Below are 19,970 nucleotides of genomic sequence, written 5' to 3' on the forward strand. Positions count from 1 at the left end.
AAGGGTCCTGTGCGAAACGCCGAAGCCCGCATTGTGCCGCGCGCGCCGCGCGGCGGCAAGGCGGCCGCGTTCACATCAGCGATGCGGCGTCAGGCCGGCTCGAGCTGCGCGTCCGGCCGCGCGACAGGCGCAGCATTCGGACGCGGCGCGATGGGATCGCGGATGCCGGCGCGCCGCGCGGCCTCGCACATCCGCCGCACCGATTGCTCGGCGTCGCGTGCGATCGCCTTGCGATCGGTCGCCGAGGCCGCGATCGGCTCGCCCCAGCTCACGGTGACGTCGATGGCGCCGGACGACAGCAGACCGACGAAATGCGGAATCAGATCGGCGTCGCCGTACCACGCCACGCGCTCGCGCAGTTCGCGGCCGATCGGCAGGCCGCCGAATCCGGTGTAGGTCACCGCCATCGGCTGCACGCCGATCGCGGCCTGTGCGTCGTCGCCGAGCGCGTGATGCACCGCGCCGATCAGCGCGGAGCGGAACGGCAGCACGCGGCTGCCGTCGCTCGACGTGCCCTCGGCGAACAGCACCACGGCGTCGCCGTCGCGCAGCCGTCCGCCGATCTCGACGGTGGCGTCGCCGGTGCGATGCCGTGCCTGGCGGTCGATGAAGATGGTGCGCTGAAGCTTCGCCAGAAAGCCGAACAGCGGCCAGCCCGCGACTTCGCTCTTCGCGACGAAGGCCACCGGCGCCAGCGCCGAGATCACGCAGATGTCGAGCCAGGAGACGTGATTGGCGAGAATCAGCACCGGGCCATGGCCGTCGCGGCAGCCGACCTCGCGGATCCGGACGCCGATCAGCCTGCACAAAATTCGGTGATACAACCGAGGGATGGTGCGCTGGATGCGCCACTCGTTGCGGAGCGCCAGGAGCTGCAGCGGCAGCAGCGCCAGCGTCAACGGCACCACGCAGGCAATGACAACGGCAAATCGGATCATCGCAATAGCACCCGCTCAAAAAGGTGCGGCCCCGGTCAGACGCGGCGACTGACAGGGACCGCTGGGACGCTGATCGGCGACGGGGGGCCTCGATCAAACGCAGGGACAAATTATCGGTACATTGTTACATAGCGGTGACGTATCAGGGACAATCCCGTTTCTTCCGCTGGGCGTGGTTCGCCCTCGGCATCGCCCATGCATCCGCTTTTGCGGCCCCGCGTCATCGCGTTTGCGTGAAGCCGCCGGAACCGCATCGCGTTCACGTAGTTACCTCCTGGTTTTTCGAAAGGCCTCCAATGCCCCCCAGCTTCATCTCGCCTTATGTGCTGCCGATCCTGCTGCTGATCGGCTCCAATATCTTCATGACCTTCGCCTGGTACGGGCACCTCAAGCACAAGGCCGTCGCGCTGCCCGTGGTGATCATGGTGAGCTGGGGCATCGCGCTGTTCGAATACTGGCTGGCGGTTCCGGCTAATCGCTGGGGCAGCGCGGTGTATTCGGCGGCGCAGCTCAAGACCATGCAGGAGGTGATCACGCTGGTGGTGTTCGCCGGCTTTTCGGCGCTGTATCTGAAGGAGCCGCTGGGGTGGAATCACGCGCTCGGCTTCGCCTTCATCGCCCTCGGCGCGTACTTCATCTTCCACAAATGGCATTGAAGTAGTTCGCCCTCGGCCTCCGCTCGTCCTGCGACTCGCCGCTTTGCAACACGCTGTTGTCCCGTACTTGCGGCGATGCGGCGGGTGCGCTCTGCGACATTATCTCCGCGCGCGCGAGGCTTTGGTCGTTGACGAGCCGGTTTGCGACGTGTTCTGATACCGGCAAAACAACAGACTGAGGGAGAAGCGCGTGCCGAGCTCGAGCAACACGTCGAATCGACGCAGCATTCTGAAGGGCGCGCTCGCCGTCGCGGCGGCTCCGGCGGTGATCGGGCAAGCGCTGGCGCAGGAGAAAGTCACCTGGAAGGTTCAGGCGCATTGGCCGAAAGCGTCGGGCTCGTTCAACGACAGTCTCGCCGTGCTCGCCAAGCAGCTCGCGGCGCGCACCGACGGCCGCTTCAACCTGGAACTGTTCGGCGCCGGCGAGATCGCCAAGGATCGTGAGATCTACAACGTCGTTCGGCGCGGTGTCGTACCGATGGGGACGATTTCTCCGGCGTATATTCTCGGCGAAGCGCAGGCGATGGGGCTGCTCTACGGCGTGCCCGGCACGCTGCGCGAGACCTGGGAGATGATGCATCTGACCAAGAATCTCGGCATCGAGAAGATGGTCAACGAGGAACTGCGCCCCAAGGGCGTCGTCATCTTCGCCGAGAAGGCTTACCCGACCGAAGTGGTGCTCAAACGCAAGATCGGATCGGCCGCCGATCTCGGCTCGCTGAAGATCCGCTCCGCCGGCTCGATGCTGGAATATCTCGCCGCCGCCGGCGCATCGCCGCAGCAGATCGCCGGCCCTGAGATCTATCAGGCGATCTCGACCGGCGTAGTGGACGGCGCGCATTGGGGCGCTGCGGTCGGCGCGCTGTCGATGAAATTCTGGGAGGTCGCGCCGTTCCACATGAAGCCGGCGCTCGGCTTCACCAACGACGCCTACATCATCAATACGGCCGCGCTGGACAAGCTGCCGGCCGACCTGCGGATACAATTGCTGTCGCTGATCGAGGAACGCTATTTTCTCCGCTCGGTGGAATATCTGCATCAGGAGGCCGTCGCGTTGAGTACCGGCAAGACCAAGATGAACGTCGAGGTCGTGCGGTTTTCCGACGACGTGCTCGGCAGATTCACCGCGGCCTCGAAGACGATCCTGCAGAAGGAAACCGCCAAGGGCGCCATCGCGACGAAGGGCGGCGAGGCCCTGACGAAGCTGATGTCCGATCTCGGTTACGGCTGAGCGGCACTGTCGTCGCGCCGATGAGGCCCGCGAACCGAATCGCCGAAACGCCCGCGTCGACGCCGTGGTCCGACCTCCTTGCGTTCGGTTCGCCGCGGCGGGTCGTCTCCGAAGGCCGGCCCGGTCGGCAGCGTCGAGACAGGAAGTGAAGGAATGCTGAAACTCGCCGCGGCGATCACCCGCCTCAACGCCTGGGTCGCCAGAATTGCCGCGTGGTTGATCGTCCCGATCTTTCTGCTGCTGATGGCCGACGTGATCATGCGCTACCTCGTCGGCAGCGCCGCGATCTGGACCGCCGAGTTCGCGCAACTGATTTTCGGCGTCTACGCGGTGGTCGCCGGCGGCTATCTGCTGTCGGAGCGGGCGCATGTCAGCGTCGACATCTTCTACGGCAAATTCTCCCGCGTGCGGAAAGCGAAGGTCGATCTCGCGACCTCTGTTCTGTTCTTCCTGTTCGTCGGCGTGCTGATCTGGCAGAGCGCCGACATGGCGTGGGAGTCCATGGCAAAGATGGAGTCCAGCTATAGCATCTGGAATCCGTACATCTGGCCGGTCAAGCTCGCTATCCCCATCGCGGGCGTGCTGCTGCTGCTGCAGGGGCTGGTGCGTGTCGCCTCCGACATCCGCACCGTGGCCGGATACGAGAACGACCCCGAAACGTTCGGCAAGCAGGCCGGCGACGATCCCTCTCACTGAACGGACGGTCTCGTGTCTGTCGAACTCCTGACCCTGCTGTTCTTCGGTTCGCTGCTGTTCTTCCTGTTCATCGGCACGCCGCTGGCGTTCACGCTCGGCGGCATTTCCGTGGTGTTTCTGTATTTCACCATGGGGCCGGTCGGCTTCTACATCGTCGCGTCGAAATTCTGGGACTCGATGACCAGCTTCACGCTGATCGCGATCCCGATGTACGTGTACATGGCGATGTTGCTCGAGAAATCGGGCGTGGCGCAGGACCTGTACCGGATGATGCACGTCTGGTTCGGCGCGATGCGCGGCGGGCTGGCGATCGGCACGGTGCTGATCTGCGCGATCTTCGCGGCGATGAGCGGCATCAGCGGCGCCGCCGTGGTCACCATGGGCGCCATCGCGTTGCCGCGGATGCTCGAGCGCGGTTACGACAAGCGGCTCGCGCTCGGCGCGATCAATGCCGGCGGCGGCTGGGGCGTGCTGATCCCGCCGTCGATCCTGATGGTGCTCTACGCGCTGCTGACCGAAGTGTCGGTCGGCCGCCTGTTCGCCTCCGGCATCGGTCCCGGCATTCTGCTCGTCGTGCTGGTGACGATCTACATCACCGTCCGCGCCTGGCTGCAGCCGTCGCTGGCGCCGGCGCTGCCGGTCGAGGAGCGCGGCGACTGGGGGCTGAAATTCGCGTCGCTGAAGGCCGTCGTGCTGCCGCTGCTGATCGTGGTGATGGTGCTCGGCGCGATCTTCGGCGGCTTCGCGACGCCGACCGAAGCCGCGGCGCTCGGCGTGTTCGGCGCGCTGGTCGCCTCCGCGGTGCATCGCAAGCTGACGCTGGAGGTGCTGACCGACGCCGCGATGCAGACGCTGCGCCTCACCGCGCTGATCATGTGGATCCTGTTCGCCGCGCACGCGTTCTCGACGGCCTACACCACGCTCGGCGCCAACGAACTGATGAACCATCTGATGACGCTGATTCCCGGCGGCGAGTGGGGCGCGCTGGCCTTCATCCTGCTCGTGCTGCTGCTGCTCGGCATGGTGCTGGATCCGGTCGGCATCATGCTGATCACGCTCCCGGTGTTCATCCCCGTGGTGCAGCTCTACGGCTGGGACCCGGTCTGGTTCGGCGTCGTCTTCATCATCATGATGGAGATCGGCTACATGACGCCGCCGTTCGGCTTCAACCTGTTCTACCTCAAGGCGGTGGCGCCGCCCGAGGTCAGCATGAGCGACATCTACTGGTCGGTCGTGCCGTATGTGCTGGTGACGCTGCTGGGCGTGCTGATCCTGATCATCTTCCCGCAGATCGCGCTGTTCTTCCCGAATCTGTTCTTCGGCGTTGCACGCTAGCGCCGGGGCCGCCGGCTCAGTCCGCGGCCGGCGTCACGCGCAGGATGCGTCCGGCGGCGTTGTCGGTCAGCAGCCACAGCGCGCCGTCGGGGCCCTGGCGGACGTCGCGGATGCGTTCGTTCAGCGCCTCCAGCAGGCGTTCTTCGCCGGTCACCTTGTCGCCGGCGAGCGACAGCCGCACCAGCATCTTGCCGGCGAGCGCGCCGGTGAACAGGCTGCCGGCCCATGTCGGAAACAGCTTGGCGGTGTAGAACGCCATCCCAGACGGCGCGATCGACGGCACCCAATATTTGACCGGCTGCTCCATACCGGACTTCGCGGCCGCCTCGTGGATGGTGGCGCCGCTGTAGTCGATTCCGTAGCCGATCACCGGCCAGCCATAATTGTTGCCGGGCCGAATGATGTTGACCTCGTCGCCGCCGCGCGGGCCGTGCTCGATCTCCCACAACCCGCCGCTCGCCGGATTGAGGGCGAGCGATTGCGGGTTGCGGTGGCCGTAGCTCCAGATCTCCGGCCTGGCGTCGGCGCGCCCGACGAACGGATTGCCGGCCGGCACGCTGCCGTCCGGCGCGATGCGGATGATCTTGCCGAGATGGTTGCCGAGATTCTGCGCCTGATCGCGGAAGCTGAAATGATCGCCGAGCGTGACGAACAGGTGTCCGTCGGCGCCTTGCGCGATCCGGCAGCCATAGTGATTGCCCGAGGACAGCGGGCCGTCCTGACGGAAGATCACGTTCACGTCGTCGAGCCGTGGCGCGTCGCTCTCGACGAGCGCCGCGCGGGCGACGGCGGTGCGTCCGCCGCTGCGGCCGCCCTGGCTGGTGCGTTCAGCGTAGCAGAAATAGATCGTCCGGTTGGCGGCGAAGTTCGTGTCGGTGACGACGTCGAGCAGCCCGCCCTGGCCGGTGGCCCAGACCTCGGGAACGCCCCGGACCGGCGGCGACAGCGCACCCTGCGCCGACACCACCCGCATCCGCCCCGGCTTCTCGGTGACCAGCACGCGCCCCTCGGGCAGGAACGCCAGCGCCCAGGGGCTGTCGAGATTCTGTGCGAAGGTCTTCACCGCCAGCGGGCCCGCGGAGGACTTGAACGAGGCCGGCTCGCCGCTGCTCTTGGTCGCGATCAGGAACGAGGCGATGATCACCGTCGCCACCGTCAGCGTGCCGGAAACCCAGACCAGGAGCGTCTTCATCGCAAGGCCTCCAAGCTTCTGCCGGAGCAAAATGCCATCAGCGCCAGCGCGGCTGCGTAGGCGGAGCGTTCGATCGAGACGGGAGTTCAGTTCGCAAACGGCATCGCCATGCTCGATTGGGTCGAAACGACCGCGAGCGTCAGGATGACGCTGAGCAAGACCACCGCAACCGTCAGCGATGCCGCCACACCGCGGATCAGCCGGGTTGTCCCATCCGGGGTGTAGCGTTGGATGAAGCCGGCCTCATGGCCAGGCAACCGAGTCATGACGAAGCCCTCGCAGGCGTCGGCGAATCGCCGAGCACTCAAATATCCTTGCAATCGCAGGCGTTTATGGGGCAGCACGGGGCCGATCGTGGCAAAATGACGGCGGAATCGGCGCGAAAATACCAGTCGTTCAGGCCTCGGCGGCGAAATCGACGTGGTCGTGCGGCGCCGAATCCGGCGTCCAGTCCATGGTGATGAAGCCCGGCGTCTGCTCGACCCGCCGCAGCCACGCGTTGACCGCCGGGAAGGTCGACAGGTCGAAGTCGCACTGGTCGGCGACGTGGGTGTAGCCGTACAGCGCGATGTCGGCGATGGTGAGCTGGCCGGCCGCCACGAAATCGTGAGTCCTGAGGTGATTTTCCATCACCTGCAGCGCGGCGTAGCCCCGCTCCAGCCAGTCCTCGAGTGCGTGGGTCTGCAAGTCGCGACCGCCCTTCACCAGGCACAGCCAGAAGTAAGCCGATCCGATATTCGGCTCCAGCGCATGCTGCTCGAAGAACATCCATTGCAGCGCTTCGGCGCGATCCATCCGCGTATCCGGCGCCAGCGAAGTGCCGACGGCGAGGTACCACAGAATCGCGTTGGATTCGGCCAGATAGCGGCCTTGCGCGACTTCCAGCAGCGGCACCTGACCGCTCGGATTCTTGGCGAGGAATTCCGGCGTGCGACTCTCGCCGCGCAGGATATCGACTTCGATCGCGCGATAGGGCGCACCCAGAAACGCCAGCGCAAGCCGCGCCTTGTAGCTGTTGCCGGATCGCTGCATCGAATAGAGCTTGTACATCGCGGTCGTTTCGCTCGCCTGTGGTCCGGGCATCTGCCGACCCGAACGCGGCTAAACAATGATGCCGACCGGCAGGCGTCGCAAGCCCCAAGCAATGGAAAGGGTCGAAATCATTTGCCGCAGTGCAACCGCGCGGAAAGATGATCTACAATTGAATTCATCTCGCGTGATCGCGACTGTCGAGCACCTCTGCAGCGCCATGCGAAATCGGCACGCGCGCGGCTGTTGCGCGCATGACTCGCAACACAGCCGGCGAGAAGCCAGTCCTCGCAGCGCTGTTTTCGGCCTGGATTGTCCGTCTTCGCGGCGGCGCGGCCGCCCCGGCGAGCCCGCCGCTGCCGGAGGCCCGAAAAACCGCGCCGCTCCCTGCAATGATCTTGCGATGCAGCGTGCCGGCGCTTAGTGTGGGGCATCCCCGTCAGAAATCGAAGAGTCGCGCCCTCCGCCGGCTCATGACGGCTGCAAGGAGAAGACGATGTCGTTCCTGTCCACCGCGCTCGATCGTGTGAAGCCGTCCGCGACCATCGCGGTCACGGACAAGGCACGTGAGCTGAAAGCGGCGGGCCGCAACGTCATCGGGCTCGGCTCCGGCGAGCCGGATTTCGACACGCCCGCCAACATCAAGCTGGCGGCGATCCACGCCATCGAGGCCGGCAAGACCAAGTACACCGCGGTCGACGGCATTCCGGAGCTGAAGCAGGCGATCATCGACAAGTTTCAGCGCGAGAACGGCCTGACCTACAAGCCCAACCAGATCATCGTCGGCACCGGCGGCAAGCAGGTGCTGTACAACGCGCTGATCGCCACCATCAATCCCGGCGACGAGGTGATCATCCCGGCGCCGTATTGGGTCAGCTATCCGGAAATGGTGGCGCTCGCCGGCGGCGAGTCGGTGCCGGTGGTGTGCCCGGCGGAATCCGGCTTCAAGCTGCAGCCGGCGGCGCTGGAGGCAGCGATTACGCCGAAGACCAAGTGGATCATTCTCAATTCGCCGTCGAACCCGACCGGCGCCGCCTATTCGCGCGAAGAGTTGAAGGCGCTCACCGACGTGCTGGTCAAGCATCCGCACGTCTGGGTGATGACCGACGACATGTACGAGCATCTCGTCTACGACGATTTCGACTTCACCACCCCGGCGCAGATCGAGCCGCGTCTGTTCGATCGCACGCTGACCGTGAACGGCGTGTCGAAATCCTATTGTATGACCGGCTGGCGGATCGGCTATGCGGGCGGCCCGGCGCAATTGATCAAGGCGATGGCGACGATCCAGTCGCAGTCGACCTCGAACCCGTCCTCGATCGCCCAATGGGCGGCGGTGGAAGCGCTCAACGGCCCGCAGGACTTCATCGCCGCCCACAACAAGGTGTTCAAGGAGCGCCGCGACCTCGTGGTGTCGATGCTGAACCAGGCGTCGGGGATCGATTGCCCGCGGCCGGAAGGGGCGTTCTACGTCTATCCGTCCTGCGCCGGCACGATCGGCAAGACCGCGCCGTCCGGCAAGGTCATCGAGACCGATCAGGACTTCGTCACCGAGCTGCTCGAAGCCGAGGGCGTCGCGGTGGTGCAGGGCTCGGCGTTCGGCCTCGGCCCGGCGTTCCGGATTTCCTACGCGACGAAAACCTCGGATCTCGAAGAAGCCTGCAAGCGCATCCAGCGCTTTTGCGGGAACCTGCGCTGAAGGTTCAACCGGCCGTTCATTAAAGATCGGCAAGGTTGGTTAGATTTATTCCGGCATCGTGGAAGCGCCTTGTTTTGGACAAGACGCTTCCTTCTTGTCGCCTCCGCAATCCAAATCCTGAAATGCGGAGTTTCTTTCAATGTCCATCACCAGACTGTTCGGTGTCACGGCTGTCGCGCTGGTCGCGTCGTTCGCGAGCGCGAGTGCGCAAGAGCGACTGCAGGTCGGCGTGCTCGAATGCGCCGGTGGCCCGAACGTCGGCTACGTCGTCGGCTCCACCACCGAACTCGAATGCGTGTTCAACACCGCCGGCCGCCGGCCGGAGCCGTATGTCGCGCGCCTGCAGCGCATCGGGCTCGATCTCGGCTTCACCCAGAACACGGGCATCGCCTGGGCGGTCTATGCGCCGACCCGTCGGCTCGGCCGCGGCGACCTGTCCGGCAGCTATGGCGGCGTCGGGGCCAACGCGTCGTTCGGCGTCGGCGTCGGCGGCAATCTGCTGGTCGGCGGTTCGTCGAACGCCTACGCGTTGCAGCCGCTCAGCCTGCAGGGCCAGACCGGCCTGAACGCCACCGCCGGCATCGTCGACGTGCAGCTCCGCCCGGCCGATCTGCCGCAGCGCAAGTACCGCAAGCACAAGCGCAAGCATCGCCATCACCGCTGATCGCGCCGACGCGCCATCGCTTCGACGGAAGGGCCCGCATTGCGGGCCCTTTTTTTTGGCGACGAGCGTCCGGTTCGACGACGCGTGTCGCGATCGCCGCCGGCGCATTGAAAATCCGGCTGTCATTGAAGATTCGCCGATGCTGTGACTAGATGGGCGGGCGCTCGGTTGCGCTGCGCGCTTGGCTGATCCGCGTCGGCCGCATCGCCACCATCTGAATCAAATGGTCGGGATCGACCGACCTGCATCACATGTCTTGAACCGGAGAATTCTCATGCGCCGCTTTTCGCTTCTGCTCGCTATCGCCGCTTCGCTGGTCGCCAGCGCTGCCCATGCGCAAGAGGGGCGCGTGCGGATCGGCGTGCTCGAATGCCGCGGCGGGGCGAGCACGGGCTTCATCGTCGGCTCGGTCACCAATCTCGGCTGCGTGTTGCGCGCCGAAGGCCGTCCCGACACACCTTATGTCGCCACCATCCGCAAGGTCGGCCTCGACCTTGGTATCACCCAGGAGACCGCGCTGGCCTGGGGCGTGTTCGCGCCGGTCGAGCGCTTCGGCCCGGGCGATCTCGCCGGTAACTACGCCGGCGCGCAGGGTTCTGCGTCGGTCGGCGTCGGCCTCGGCGCCAACGTGCTGGTCGGCGGCTCGGCCAATTCCATCGCGCTGCAGCCGCTCAGCCTGCAGGGCCAGACCGGCCTCAACGTCGCGGTCGGCCTGCAGGAGCTGGAACTGCGTCCGGGCCGCTAACTAACCGCGTTGCGGCGCAATGCGCGCGTCGCAGCGATGATTTGCCGCTGTCCTTGATCCTGCTCAAGGGCAGTCTGCAAGCTTCGTAATTTTTCGCGCTTGCCAAGCGGCGAGGCTGCTGAAAGCATTGCCTCGCCGACCCAATCAAGGGCCGAGCTCCAGACAAGGAGGCGGCGATGGGACAAGACCTCAGAAGTCCCCCAAATACTAAAGAATCGGGTCCCCGGTGCATTGCATTGGTGGGCCCATTCCAAAGCGGAAAAACCACACTGCTCGAAGCGATCCTCGCGCGTACCGGCGCCGTGCCGCGCGCCGGCTCGGTCGATGCTGGTACCTCGTATGGCGACTCCAGCCCGGAAGCGCGCCAGCACAAGATGGGGCTCGGCCTCACCGCGGCGACCACGCAGTTCATGGGCGAGACCTACACCTTCCTCGATTGTCCGGGCTCGGTCGAATTCGCGCACGACATGCGCGCCGCGCTGCCCGCGGTCGATGCCGCCGTCGTGGTGTGCGAGGCCGACGAGCGCAAGCTGCCGCAATTGCAGATCATCCTGCGCGAGCTCGAAGATCTCGGGATTCCGCGCTTCCTGTTTCTCAACAAGATCGATCGCGCCACCAAACGCATCCGCGAAGTGCTCGACAGCCTGCAGCCGGCCTCGCGAATCCCGCTGGTGCTGCGCCAGATCCCGATCTGGAACGGCGACCTGATCGCTGGCTATGTCGATCTCGCGCTGGAGCGCGCCTTCGTCTATCGCGAGCACAAACCCTCCGAAGTGATCGCGCTGGAAGGCGGCGATCTCGACCGCGAGAAGGAAGCCCGCTTCTCGATGCTGGAGAAGCTCGCCGATCACGACGACGCGCTGATGGAGCAATTGCTCGAAGACATTCCGCCGCCGCGCGACACGGTGTTCGACGATCTCGCGCGCGAACTGCGCGAAGGCGTGATCTGCCCGGTGCTGCTGGGCTCGGCGCTGCGCGAGAACGGCGTGATGCGGCTGTTGAAGGCGCTGCGCCACGAAGCCCCCGACGTCGAAGAGACCGCGTCGCGGCTCGGCGTCGCGGCGTCCAAGGACGCGGTCGGCTACGTGCTGAAGACCACCCATCTGCAGCACGGCGGCAAGCTGTCGCTGGCGCGGGTGTTCGCCGGCACGTTGGCCGACGGCGACACCGTGCACGCACCGTCCGGCGAAGCCGCGCGGGTGTCGGGCATCCACACCGCGAATGGCGGCGCCGACAGCAAGCGCTCGTCGGCGGTGGCCGGTGAGGTGGTCGCACTCGGCAAGCTCGACGCGATCAAGACCGGCGATACGTTCGGCAACGGCAAGACCGCGCCCTCGGCGCTGGTCGAGATCGCGCCCGCACCGCCGGTGCTGGCGATGGCGCTGGCCGCCGCCGACCGCAAGGACGACGTCAAGCTCGGCCAGTCGCTGCAGCGGCTTTCCGAGGAAGACCCGTCGCTGACCGTGATTCACGATCCGCAGACCCACGACATCGTGCTGTGGGGGCAGGGCGAAATGCACCTGCGCGTCGCGCTGGAGCGGCTCAAGGAGCGCTACGGCGTTTCGGTGAAGTCGCATCCACCGACGATCGGCTATCGCGAGACCATCCGCAAATCGGCGACGCAGCGCGGCCGGCACAAGAAGCAGTCCGGCGGCCACGGCCAGTTCGGCGACGTGGTGCTGGAGGTGAAGCCGTTGCCGCGTGGCGAGGGCTTCGTCTTCGCCGAGACGGTGGTCGGCGGCGCGGTGCCGCGCAACTACATCGGCGCGGTCGAAGAAGGCGCGGTCGATGGCCTGCGCGCGGGGCCGCTCGGCTTCCCGGTGGTCGACGTCCACGTCACGCTGACCGACGGCTCGTATCACAGCGTCGATTCCTCGGATCAGGCGTTCCGCACCGCGGCGCGGATCGGCATCACCGAGGCGCTGCCGCAGTGCCAGCCGGTGCTGCTGGAGCCGATCCACAATGTCGAGATCGTCTGCCCGAACGACGCCACCGCCAAGGTCAACGCCATCCTGTCGGGACGACGCGGCCAGATCCTCGGCTTCGATACCCGCGAGGGCTGGCCGGGCTGGGACGTGGTCCGCGCCACCCTGCCGGAGGCGGAGATCGGCGATCTGATCGTCGAACTGCGCTCCGCCACCGCCGGCGCCGGCAGTTTCACCCGCAGCTTCGACCATATGGCCGAAGTCAACGGCCGCACCGCGGATCAGATCGTCGCCGCGCGCCGGCAGGTCGCGGCGTGAGCTGACCGGCGGGGTCGCAGACGCAGAGTCGAAAACGGCTTCAATGATGTTTCAAGCATCATTGAAGCCGTTTTATATTTGCGCTAGCCGATAGGGCGGACCTCGAAATCGGATGCTCGCTTGATCACCTCGTCTCAAATGCGCGCCGCACGCGCGCTGCTCGGGATCGACCAACGCGCGTTGGCGAAGCTCGCCGGCGTCTCGGTGCCGACGATTCAACGGATGGAAGCGAGCGACGGCAACGTCCGCGGCATCGTCGAATCGTTGACGCGGGTGGTCGACGCGCTCAACCGCGCCGGAGTCGAACTGATCGGCGAGCGCGCCCGCAGCGAGGACGGCGGCCGCGGCGTGCGGTTGAGGCAGGCGTCGCCGCCGGCAGGGAGGGACGACGCGTGACGCGGGCGATGCATCCCGGCGACGGTCACACCGCCGCCTGCCTGATCGGCTGGCCCGCGGCGCATTCGCGCTCGCCGCTGATCCATCATTACTGGCTGCGGACGCTCGGCATCCCCGGCGGCTATTCGATCGAATCGGTGCCGCCGGAAGGCTTCGCCGAATTCGTCCTGAACCTGCGGGCGCACGGCTACAGCGGCGCCAACGTCACCATCCCGCACAAGGAGCGCGCGCTGCAACTGACGCAGCCGGACGACCGCGCCCGCGCGGTCGGCGCCGCCAATACGCTGTATTACGACGGCGATGTGCTGCGCTCGACCAATACCGACGTCGAGGGCTTCATCGCCAATCTCGACGCCAGCGCGCCGGGCTGGGATCGTACCCCGCATGCCGTGGTGCTCGGCGCCGGCGGCTCTGCGCGCGCGGTGCTGTTCGGCCTGCTGGAGCGCGGCATCGAACGCATCGCGCTCGCCAACCGCTCGCTCGAGCGCGCGCAGGCGCTGGCCGATCTGTTCGGCGAACGCGTTGTGCCGATCGCCTGGACCGACGCGCCGGCGGCGCTGCCGGGCGCCGGCCTGCTGGTCAACACCACCTCGCTCGGCATGAAGGGGCAGCCGTCGCTCGATCTCGATCTCGAGCCGCTGCCGAGCGACGCCACCGTCGCCGATCTGGTCTATGTGCCGCTCGAGACCGAACTGCTCGCCGAGGCGCGCGGCCGCGGCCTGCGCACCGCCGACGGCCTCGGCATGCTGCTGCATCAGGCGGTGCGCGGCTTCGAATTGTGGTTCGGCGCGCGGCCGCACGTCACCGCCGAACTGCGCGCTTTGGTCGAAGCGGATCTGGCGGCGAAGTAGTTCGCCGCCGCAAAGGTCGCGTGGCGCGATCAGTTGTCTCCGCGCCCCGGTCGCGGCCGGTAGCGCGGCAGCGACCAGCCGCGCTGCAGCGCTGCGGCGCGCACGGCCAAGCCGAGCGCAAAGCCGATGCCCGTGCTGATTTCGCGCGGGGCGCCGACCATCGTCAGGAGAACGAAGGCCGCCGCGCCGACCAGCGCCGCCGTGACGTAGATCTCGCGCCGCAGGATCACCGGGATCTCGCCGCCGAGCAGATCGCGGATGATGCCGCCGAAGGTCGCGGTGACCACGCCCATGGCGACGGCCACGATTCCGTTGGCGCCCGCCAGCGCCGCCGTCTCCGCGCCGGTGACGGCGAACAGCGCGAGCCCGATCGCATCCAGCCACAACAGCGCCTTGTAGCGGGAATGCGGAATATGCGCGGTGAAGAACACCACGGCGGAGACCGCGACGCAGGTCGCGAGATAGGCCGGCTCGTGCACCCAGAACACCGGCAGACCGAGCAGGACGTCGCGCAGCGTGCCGCCGCCGATGCCGGTCGCCGTGCCCAGCAGCGCGAAGCCGACGATGTCCATCTGCTTGCGCGACGCCACCAACGCGCCCGAGACGGTGAACGCGACGACGCCGATCCAGTCGAGTATCGTGGTGACGGTCTCGAACATGGTGGCGCCTCCGCTGCCGCGTATCAGCGACCGACGAATTTCGGCTCGCGTTTTTCCATGAAGGCCTTGATGCCTTCGGCCATGTCCTGCGTCTTGAACAGCGGCAGCAGTTGCAGATAGACGTGATGGACGTGATCGGGGAAGGTCTCGTTGAGGCCGATCCGCATCATTCGCTTGGCGGCCTGCACCGCCAGCGGCGCGTTGCCGGCGATCTCCTTCGCCACCGCGCGGGCGCGGCCCATCAGCTCGGAATCGGGCACCACTTCGTTGGCGAGCCCCCAGTCGAGACTCTCGCGCGCGCTCAGCGTGCGGCCGGTGAAGATCAACTCGGCGGCCTTCGCCCAGCCGATCATCCGCGGCAGAAACCAGGTGCCGCCGGATTCCGGCACCACGCCGCGCTTGACGAAGGCCGCGGCGAGCTTGGCGGATTCCGCCATGATGCGGATGTCGCAGCCGAGCGCGGTGTCCATGCCGTAGCCGGCGGCGCCGCCGTTCACCGCGCAGATCGTCGGCTTGTCCATCGCCTGCAGCACGGTCGGCGGGGTGCTGCGCAGATCCAGCGTGGTCGGCGACGACGCCGCGCTGAGCCCTTCGTCGCCGCGCTCCTTGCGCAAATCGAGCCCGGCGCAGAACGCGCGGCCATTGCCGGTGAGGATCACGCAGCGCACGTCGGCGTCTTCATTGGCCCTGAGCAGCAGCGCCGCCAGCTCGTTCAGCATCGGCCCGGAGATGGTGTTCATCCGCTCCGGCGCGTTCAGTGTGATGGTGGCGATGTGGTCTTCGACGGCATAGAGCACTTCGCTCGAAGCAGTCTGTACGGCGCGTTGCGTGTCGGTCATCGGTTTCCTCCTGATTGTTGTTGTTTGTCATGTTGTCGTTCGTCGCCTCCTCGTCATTGCGAGGAGGCGAAGCCGACGAAGCAATCCAGGGGCGCCGTGCACTGCGCTCTGGATTGCTTCGCTGCGCTCGCAATGACGAAGGAATTGTTGCTGGTGCTTACTCCGCCAGCACCTTCTCGTCGATCTGGTTGATCGCATTGACGCCGCACAGGCCCATGGTGGTCGACAGCTCCTTGCCGATGATGTCGATCGCCTTGGCGACGCCGGGGCCGCCATAGGCGCCGAGGCCGTAGATGTAGGCGCGGCCGATCATGCAGCTGCGCGCGCCGAGCGCCAGCGCTCGCATCACGTCCTGGCCGGAGCGGATGCCGCCGTCGAACATCACCTCGATATGTGAGCCGACGGTGTGGACGATCTCCGGCAGCACCTCGATCGACGACGGCGCGCCGTCGAGCTGGCGGCCGCCATGGTTCGACACCACCAGCGCCTCGGCGCCGACCTTCACCGCCTCGCGGGCATCCTCGACGTCGAGGATGCCCTTGATGATCAGCTTGCCCGGCCAGATCGAGCGGATCCAGTCGATGTCCTTCCAGTTCAGCGAGGCGTCGAATTGCGACGCCACCCAGGCCGACACCGATTCCAGATCCTTGGAGCCGGGCAGGTGCCCGGCGATGTTGCCGAAATTGCGCTGCTTGGCGCCGAGGATGCCCTTCACCCAGCCGGGCTTGGTGGCGATGTCGAGCAGGTTCTTCGGCCGGAAGATCTCCGGCGGCACCGTCATGCCGTTCTTGATGTCCTGATGGCGCTGGCCGATCACCTGCAGGTCGACGGTCAGCACCAGCGCGCTGCATTTGGCCGCGATCGCGCGCTCGATCAGCGCCTTGACGAAGCCGCGGTCCTTCATGACGTAGAGCTGAAACCAGAACGGCTTGTCGACATTCGCCGCGACGTCCTCGATCGAGCAGATCGACATCGTCGACAACGTGTAGGGGATGCCGGCGGCCTGGGCGGCGCGGCAGGCGTGGATCTCGCCGTCGCCATATTGCATCCCGGTGGAGCCGACCGGCGCCAGGATCAGCGGCATCGCCGACTTCTCGCCGATGATGGTGGTGGACAGATCGCGCTTGGAGATGTCGACCAGGATGCGCTGGCGGAACTTGATCCGCTTCAGGTCGTCGACATTGGCGCGGAGCGTCTCCTCGGCATAGGAGCCGTGGTCGACATAGTCGAAGAACATCTTCGGCACCCGCCGCTTGTGAATCTGGCGAAGGTCCTCGATGCAGGTGATGTATTTCATGAACGGTGCCGCCCCTGGTGCATTGTCAGCGCGTCGCGTCCTCTAGCACGCCGGCGCGGCCTGCAACATGGTGCGGAACACGGCCGATGCCTTGCCGGGGAACGGCGCGGGTTCCCGTGCGTTCTGCTGCAGACACCCCCATGGAGCAGGAGCCCGTCATGGCCGCCACCAAGACCGTTGAAAAAACCGTCGAGAAGACAATCGACAAGTCCGCCGGCACCCCCGTCGAGCACACCCGGGACGAGAAGGCCGAGCGCGACGCCGAGCTCAACGAGGCGCTCGAGGAGTCGTTTCCGGGCTCCGACCCGCTCAGCGTGACCCAGCCGGCGCCGTCCGAGCCGGACGGAGACAGCAAGCGGAAGGCCTGACGACCCGGCGGAGAAATCCCGTTGTCGCGCTTTATCTCACGTTTTCAACAGTTTATGCCGCGGGTCGAGGCCCGCGGCACGTAATCTTTCTTTATATTTTTTGAAGGGCCCGCCATTAAAATGGTCCTATAAGCGGTCTGGCCATGGCGGCGTGGGCTGGATTCCGATCGGCCGAACGCATGGGCCGTGGCGAGGCGGGGGAAAATTTCATGAGCCGCAGATATTTCGGGACGGACGGCATTCGCGGCCGCGCCAACGGTCTGATCACGCCGGAGCTGGCGTTGAAGGTCGGGCAGGCGGCGGGTCTGGTGTTTCAGCGCGGCGACCATCGCCACCGGGTGGTGATCGGCAAGGATACGCGGCTGTCCGGCTACATGATCGAGAACGCGATGGTGGCCGGCTTCACCTCGGTCGGCATGGACGTGCTGCTGGTCGGCCCGATGCCGACGCCGGCGGTGGCGATGCTGACCAAATCGATGCGCGCCGACCTCGGCGTGATGATTTCCGCGTCGCACAATATGTTCGAGGACAACGGCATCAAGCTGTTCGGCCCGCTCGGCTTCAAGCTCTCGGACGACGTCGAGAAGCAGATCGAGCAGCTGCTCGACGAGCCGATGGACAAGAAGCTGTCGGAGAGCGCCAGCCTCGGCCGCGCCCGCCGCATCGACGGCGTCCACGACCGCTACATCGAATTCGCCAAGCGCACGCTGCCGCGCGATCTGTCGCTCGACGGGCTGCGCGTGGTGGTCGATTGCGCCAACGGCGCCGCCTACAAGGTGGTGCCCGAGGCGCTGTGGGAACTCGGCGCCGACGTGATTTCGATCGGGGTCGAGCCGGACGGCTTCAACATCAACAAGGAATGCGGCTCGACCTCGCCGGAAGCGCTGTGCCGCAAGGTCCGCGAGATGCGTGCCGATATCGGCATCGCGCTCGACGGCGACGCCGATCGCGTCATCATGGTCGACGAGCGCGGCCACGTCATCGACGGCGATCAGTTGCTGGCGGTGATCGCGCAGAGCTGGAAGGAAGACGGTCGGCTGGCACGGCCCGGCATCGTCGCCACCGTGATGTCGAATCTCGGGCTGGAGCGCTTCCTCGCCTCCGAGGGCATCGAGCTGGTGCGCACCTCGGTCGGCGACCGCTACGTGCTCGAGGCGATGTTGCGGGACGGCTACAATGTCGGCGGCGAGGCCTCGGGCCACATCATCCTGTCCGACTACGCGACCACGGGCGACGGCTTCGTTGCCGCACTGCAGATACTCGCCGTCGTGCAGAAGCTGGGCCGCCCGGTGTCGGAGGTCTGCCATCGTTTCGATCCGCTGCCGCAGATCCTCAAGAACGTGCGTTATCGCGCCGGCCGGCCGCTCGACGATGCCGGCGTGCAATCGGCGATCAGCGATGCCGAGAAGCGCCTCAACGGCCATGGCCGGCTGCTGATCCGTCCCTCCGGCACCGAGCCGGTGATCCGGGTGATGGGCGAGGGCGAGGACCGCATCATGGTCGAGGAAGTGGTCGACACCATCGTCGACGCGCTCGGCAATGCCTCGGCCGCAGCCGCGTAGTGATTGCAGTGCGGGACGCGTAGTCCGGCGCATCCGGCCGCAACGCAGCCATCGCGAATTGCGGCTTCCGCCGGCGTCCCCAGCGTTCTAGTTTCATCGCGGCCGGCACGATTGCCGGCCGTCTTTCGTTGTCGGCCGCCCGGCTCGTCCCGGGCGCCGCGAATATCCCGGGAAACGCCTCCGTGAACAAGCCTGTCGCCGTCGATGTGGATGTGGCCGCGCCGGTCACGACGCCGGATCTGGCGTTGCCCAAGACCACCGCGCCTGCGCCGCCGCCCGCCGGGCCGGCCTATGTGGTGCTCGGCGGCATCAGCTTTTCGCATTTCCTCAACGACACCATGCAGTCGCTGATTCCGTCGGTGTATCCGATCCTGAAGGCGAACTACGCGCTCGATTTCGGCCAGATCGGACTGATCACGCTGGCGTTCCAGTTCACCGCCTCGCTGCTGCAGCCGGTGGTCGGCCACATGACCGACAAGAAGGCGCAGCCGTTCTCGCTGGCGATCGGCATGGGCTCGACCTTCTTCGGCCTGCTGCTGCTCAGCGTCGCCCATTCCTACACCGTGATCCTGATCGCCGCGGCGATGATCGGGCTCGGCTCGGCGGTGTTTCACCCGGAATCGGCGCGGATCGCGCGGCTCGCCTCCGGCGGGCGCTACGGTATGGCGCAATCGGTGTTCCAGGTCGGCGGCAATGTCGGCACCGCGCTCGGCCCGGTGCTGGCGGCGCTGATCGTGGTGCCGTTCGGGCAGGGTTCGATCGGCTGGTTCTCGTCGATCGCCTTCGTCGCCATCATCGTGCTGTGGCGCATCGGCCTGTGGTACAAGCCGCAGGTCGCCGCCAAGAAGAAGATGGTGGTCAAGCCGCATCCCGACGCGCCCGGCCGGCGGCGGGTGATGGTCGCGCTCGTCGTGCTGGTGGCGCTGCTGTTCTCCAAGCAGCTCTATATGTCGAGCCTGTCGAGCTACTACACCTTCTATCTGATCGAGAAGTTCCAGGTCTCGACCCAGACCGCGCAGATGTTCCTGTTCCTGTTCCTCGCCGCCACCGCGGCCGGGGTGTTCTTCGGCGGCCCGCTCGGCGACCGCTTCGGCCGCCGCTACGTGATCTGGTTCTCGATCCTCGGCACGCTGCCGTTCACGCTGGCGCTGCCCTATGTCGGGCTCACCGGCAGCGCGGTGCTGACCGTGTTCATCGGTTTCATCCTGGCGTCGGCGACGCCGGCGATCATCGTGTTCGCGCAGGAACTGATGCCGCACCGCTTCGGCATGATCTCGGGGCTGTTCTTCGGCTTCGCCTTCGGCATCGGCGGCCTCGGCGCCGCGGCGCTGGGCGAGGTCGCCGATCACCGCGGCATCGATTTCGTCTATCAGGTCTGCTCGTTCCTGCCGGCGCTGGGCCTGCTCGCCGTGCTGCTGCCGAAGATGCCGCGCCACGCCCATTGAGGCGGCACCGAGGCGCCGGATGACCTCTCCCCGCGCGCGGGGAGAGGTCGCCGCGCATCGCAAGATGCGCGGCGGGTGAGGGGGCGCTTCCGCGCAGCCGAGCCTCAGCGACTCGTCGCTTGCCC

20 protein-coding genes are annotated in these 19,970 nt (G+C 66.5%); 13 read left to right on the plus strand and 7 right to left on the minus strand.

All coding sequences use genetic code 11. The annotated features are described in order from the left end of the window. Positions 1-89: 89 nt before the first annotated feature. The gene (locus tag RPB_RS06505; protein ID WP_011440187.1) at positions 90-938 is read right to left on the minus strand and encodes a lysophospholipid acyltransferase family protein; all 849 of its coding nucleotides are present in this window, start codon (positions 936-938) and stop codon (positions 90-92) included. Between the two features lie 296 nt (positions 939-1,234). On the opposite strand from RPB_RS06505, the gene RPB_RS06510 reads away from it, so the two are divergent. The 4 genes from RPB_RS06510 (at position 1,235) to RPB_RS06525 (ending at position 4,856) form a co-directional block, all read left to right on the plus strand. Next, complete coding sequence (locus tag RPB_RS06510) at positions 1,235-1,594, plus strand: DMT family protein (protein ID WP_011440188.1); 360 nt, start codon at positions 1,235-1,237, stop codon at positions 1,592-1,594. Positions 1,595-1,784: 190 nt separating this feature from the next. After that, positions 1,785-2,825 (plus strand): TRAP transporter substrate-binding protein DctP, encoded by a 1,041-nt coding sequence (dctP, locus tag RPB_RS06515; RefSeq protein WP_011440189.1) that lies wholly within the window; start codon positions 1,785-1,787, stop codon positions 2,823-2,825. Between the two features lie 153 nt (positions 2,826-2,978). Further along, positions 2,979-3,521: a TRAP transporter small permease subunit gene (locus tag RPB_RS06520; RefSeq protein WP_011440190.1), complete on the plus strand. Its 543-nt coding sequence runs from the start codon at positions 2,979-2,981 to the stop codon at positions 3,519-3,521. Positions 3,522-3,533: 12 nt separating this feature from the next. Continuing rightward, positions 3,534-4,856, plus strand: a complete 1,323-nt coding sequence (locus RPB_RS06525) for a TRAP transporter large permease (RefSeq protein ID WP_011440191.1) — start codon at positions 3,534-3,536, stop codon at positions 4,854-4,856. Between the two features lie 16 nt (positions 4,857-4,872). Here the strand turns inward: RPB_RS06525 and RPB_RS06530 are convergent, their stop codons facing one another. The 3 genes from RPB_RS06530 to RPB_RS06540 all read right to left on the minus strand — a co-directional run bounded on the left by RPB_RS06530 (position 4,873) and on the right by RPB_RS06540 (position 7,098). Next, complete coding sequence (locus tag RPB_RS06530; protein WP_011440192.1) at positions 4,873-6,048, minus strand: PQQ-dependent sugar dehydrogenase; 1,176 nt, start codon at positions 6,046-6,048, stop codon at positions 4,873-4,875. An 86-nt stretch (positions 6,049-6,134) separates the two neighbouring features. Further along, entirely contained in the window at positions 6,135-6,392 is a 258-nt protein-coding gene (locus tag RPB_RS06535; protein WP_011440193.1) for a hypothetical protein, read from the minus strand. A gap of 52 nt (positions 6,393-6,444) precedes the next feature. Next, positions 6,445-7,098 (minus strand): glutathione S-transferase family protein, encoded by a 654-nt coding sequence (locus RPB_RS06540; RefSeq protein ID WP_041798020.1) that lies wholly within the window; start codon positions 7,096-7,098, stop codon positions 6,445-6,447. A gap of 475 nt (positions 7,099-7,573) precedes the next feature. On the opposite strand from RPB_RS06540, the gene RPB_RS06545 reads away from it, so the two are divergent. From RPB_RS06545 to RPB_RS06570, 6 genes are all read left to right on the plus strand, one after another. Further along, positions 7,574-8,776 (plus strand): pyridoxal phosphate-dependent aminotransferase, encoded by a 1,203-nt coding sequence (locus tag RPB_RS06545; RefSeq protein WP_011440195.1) that lies wholly within the window; start codon positions 7,574-7,576, stop codon positions 8,774-8,776. A 139-nt stretch (positions 8,777-8,915) separates the two neighbouring features. Beyond that, positions 8,916-9,440, plus strand: a complete 525-nt coding sequence (locus tag RPB_RS06550; RefSeq protein ID WP_011440196.1) for a DUF992 domain-containing protein — start codon at positions 8,916-8,918, stop codon at positions 9,438-9,440. Positions 9,441-9,714: 274 nt separating this feature from the next. After that, positions 9,715-10,185, plus strand: a complete 471-nt coding sequence (locus RPB_RS06555; RefSeq protein WP_011440197.1) for a DUF992 domain-containing protein — start codon at positions 9,715-9,717, stop codon at positions 10,183-10,185. A 176-nt stretch (positions 10,186-10,361) separates the two neighbouring features. After that, entirely contained in the window at positions 10,362-12,428 is a 2,067-nt protein-coding gene (locus RPB_RS06560; protein ID WP_011440198.1) for an elongation factor G, read from the plus strand. 120 nt (positions 12,429-12,548) lie between these two features. Further along, the gene (locus tag RPB_RS06565) at positions 12,549-12,824 is read left to right on the plus strand and encodes a helix-turn-helix domain-containing protein (RefSeq protein ID WP_041798021.1); all 276 of its coding nucleotides are present in this window, start codon (positions 12,549-12,551) and stop codon (positions 12,822-12,824) included. Positions 12,825-12,832: 8 nt separating this feature from the next. Continuing rightward, entirely contained in the window at positions 12,833-13,675 is an 843-nt protein-coding gene (locus RPB_RS06570; protein ID WP_011440200.1) for a shikimate dehydrogenase, read from the plus strand. A gap of 29 nt (positions 13,676-13,704) precedes the next feature. Here the strand turns inward: RPB_RS06570 and RPB_RS06575 are convergent, their stop codons facing one another. The 3 genes from RPB_RS06575 to RPB_RS06585 form a co-directional block, all read right to left on the minus strand. After that, positions 13,705-14,334, minus strand: a complete 630-nt coding sequence (locus tag RPB_RS06575; protein WP_011440201.1) for a trimeric intracellular cation channel family protein — start codon at positions 14,332-14,334, stop codon at positions 13,705-13,707. A 23-nt stretch (positions 14,335-14,357) separates the two neighbouring features. Next, the gene (locus RPB_RS06580) at positions 14,358-15,173 is read right to left on the minus strand and encodes an enoyl-CoA hydratase/isomerase family protein (protein WP_011440202.1); all 816 of its coding nucleotides are present in this window, start codon (positions 15,171-15,173) and stop codon (positions 14,358-14,360) included. A gap of 157 nt (positions 15,174-15,330) precedes the next feature. Then, positions 15,331-16,470: an alpha-hydroxy acid oxidase gene (locus tag RPB_RS06585; protein WP_011440203.1), complete on the minus strand. Its 1,140-nt coding sequence runs from the start codon at positions 16,468-16,470 to the stop codon at positions 15,331-15,333. 158 nt (positions 16,471-16,628) lie between these two features. On the opposite strand from RPB_RS06585, the gene RPB_RS06590 reads away from it, so the two are divergent. From RPB_RS06590 to RPB_RS06600, 3 genes are all read left to right on the plus strand, one after another. Then, entirely contained in the window at positions 16,629-16,838 is a 210-nt protein-coding gene (locus RPB_RS06590; protein ID WP_011440204.1) for a hypothetical protein, read from the plus strand. 209 nt (positions 16,839-17,047) lie between these two features. Next, a complete protein-coding gene (gene glmM / locus RPB_RS06595) occupies positions 17,048-18,400 on the plus strand; it encodes a phosphoglucosamine mutase (RefSeq protein ID WP_011440205.1) in 1,353 nt (450 codons plus the stop codon). A gap of 182 nt (positions 18,401-18,582) precedes the next feature. Then, on the plus strand, positions 18,583-19,845 hold the full coding sequence (locus RPB_RS06600) for an MFS transporter (protein ID WP_011440206.1): 1,263 nt from the start codon (positions 18,583-18,585) through the stop codon (positions 19,843-19,845). The last annotated feature ends 125 nt before the right edge of the window (positions 19,846-19,970 follow it).

It is taken from the genome of Rhodopseudomonas palustris HaA2, from assembly GCF_000013365.1.
GTDB classification, from domain to species: domain Bacteria; phylum Pseudomonadota; class Alphaproteobacteria; order Rhizobiales; family Xanthobacteraceae; genus Rhodopseudomonas; species Rhodopseudomonas palustris_J.

What these genes read in the sequence shown, in the direction of transcription:
- RPB_RS06505 (WP_011440187.1), bottom strand. Translation starts at nt 938, where the DNA reads ATGATCCGATTTGCCGTTGTCATTGCCTGCGTGGTGCCGTTGACGCTG.
- RPB_RS06545 (WP_011440195.1), top strand. Translation starts at nt 7,574, where the DNA reads ATGTCGTTCCTGTCCACCGCGCTCGATCGTGTGAAGCCGTCCGCGACC.
- RPB_RS06560 (WP_011440198.1), top strand. Translation starts at nt 10,362, where the DNA reads ATGGGACAAGACCTCAGAAGTCCCCCAAATACTAAAGAATCGGGTCCC.
- RPB_RS06540 (WP_041798020.1), bottom strand. Translation starts at nt 7,098, where the DNA reads ATGTACAAGCTCTATTCGATGCAGCGATCCGGCAACAGCTACAAGGCG.
- glmM (WP_011440205.1), top strand. Translation starts at nt 17,048, where the DNA reads ATGAGCCGCAGATATTTCGGGACGGACGGCATTCGCGGCCGCGCCAAC.
- RPB_RS06555 (WP_011440197.1), top strand. Translation starts at nt 9,715, where the DNA reads ATGCGCCGCTTTTCGCTTCTGCTCGCTATCGCCGCTTCGCTGGTCGCC.
- RPB_RS06520 (WP_011440190.1), top strand. Translation starts at nt 2,979, where the DNA reads ATGCTGAAACTCGCCGCGGCGATCACCCGCCTCAACGCCTGGGTCGCC.
- RPB_RS06510 (WP_011440188.1), top strand. Translation starts at nt 1,235, where the DNA reads ATGCCCCCCAGCTTCATCTCGCCTTATGTGCTGCCGATCCTGCTGCTG.
- RPB_RS06580 (WP_011440202.1), bottom strand. Translation starts at nt 15,173, where the DNA reads ATGACCGACACGCAACGCGCCGTACAGACTGCTTCGAGCGAAGTGCTC.
- RPB_RS06590 (WP_011440204.1), top strand. Translation starts at nt 16,629, where the DNA reads ATGGCCGCCACCAAGACCGTTGAAAAAACCGTCGAGAAGACAATCGAC.
- RPB_RS06530 (WP_011440192.1), bottom strand. Translation starts at nt 6,048, where the DNA reads ATGAAGACGCTCCTGGTCTGGGTTTCCGGCACGCTGACGGTGGCGACG.
- RPB_RS06550 (WP_011440196.1), top strand. Translation starts at nt 8,916, where the DNA reads ATGTCCATCACCAGACTGTTCGGTGTCACGGCTGTCGCGCTGGTCGCG.
- RPB_RS06585 (WP_011440203.1), bottom strand. Translation starts at nt 16,470, where the DNA reads ATGAAATACATCACCTGCATCGAGGACCTTCGCCAGATTCACAAGCGG.
- RPB_RS06570 (WP_011440200.1), top strand. Translation starts at nt 12,833, where the DNA reads ATGCATCCCGGCGACGGTCACACCGCCGCCTGCCTGATCGGCTGGCCC.
- RPB_RS06575 (WP_011440201.1), bottom strand. Translation starts at nt 14,334, where the DNA reads ATGTTCGAGACCGTCACCACGATACTCGACTGGATCGGCGTCGTCGCG.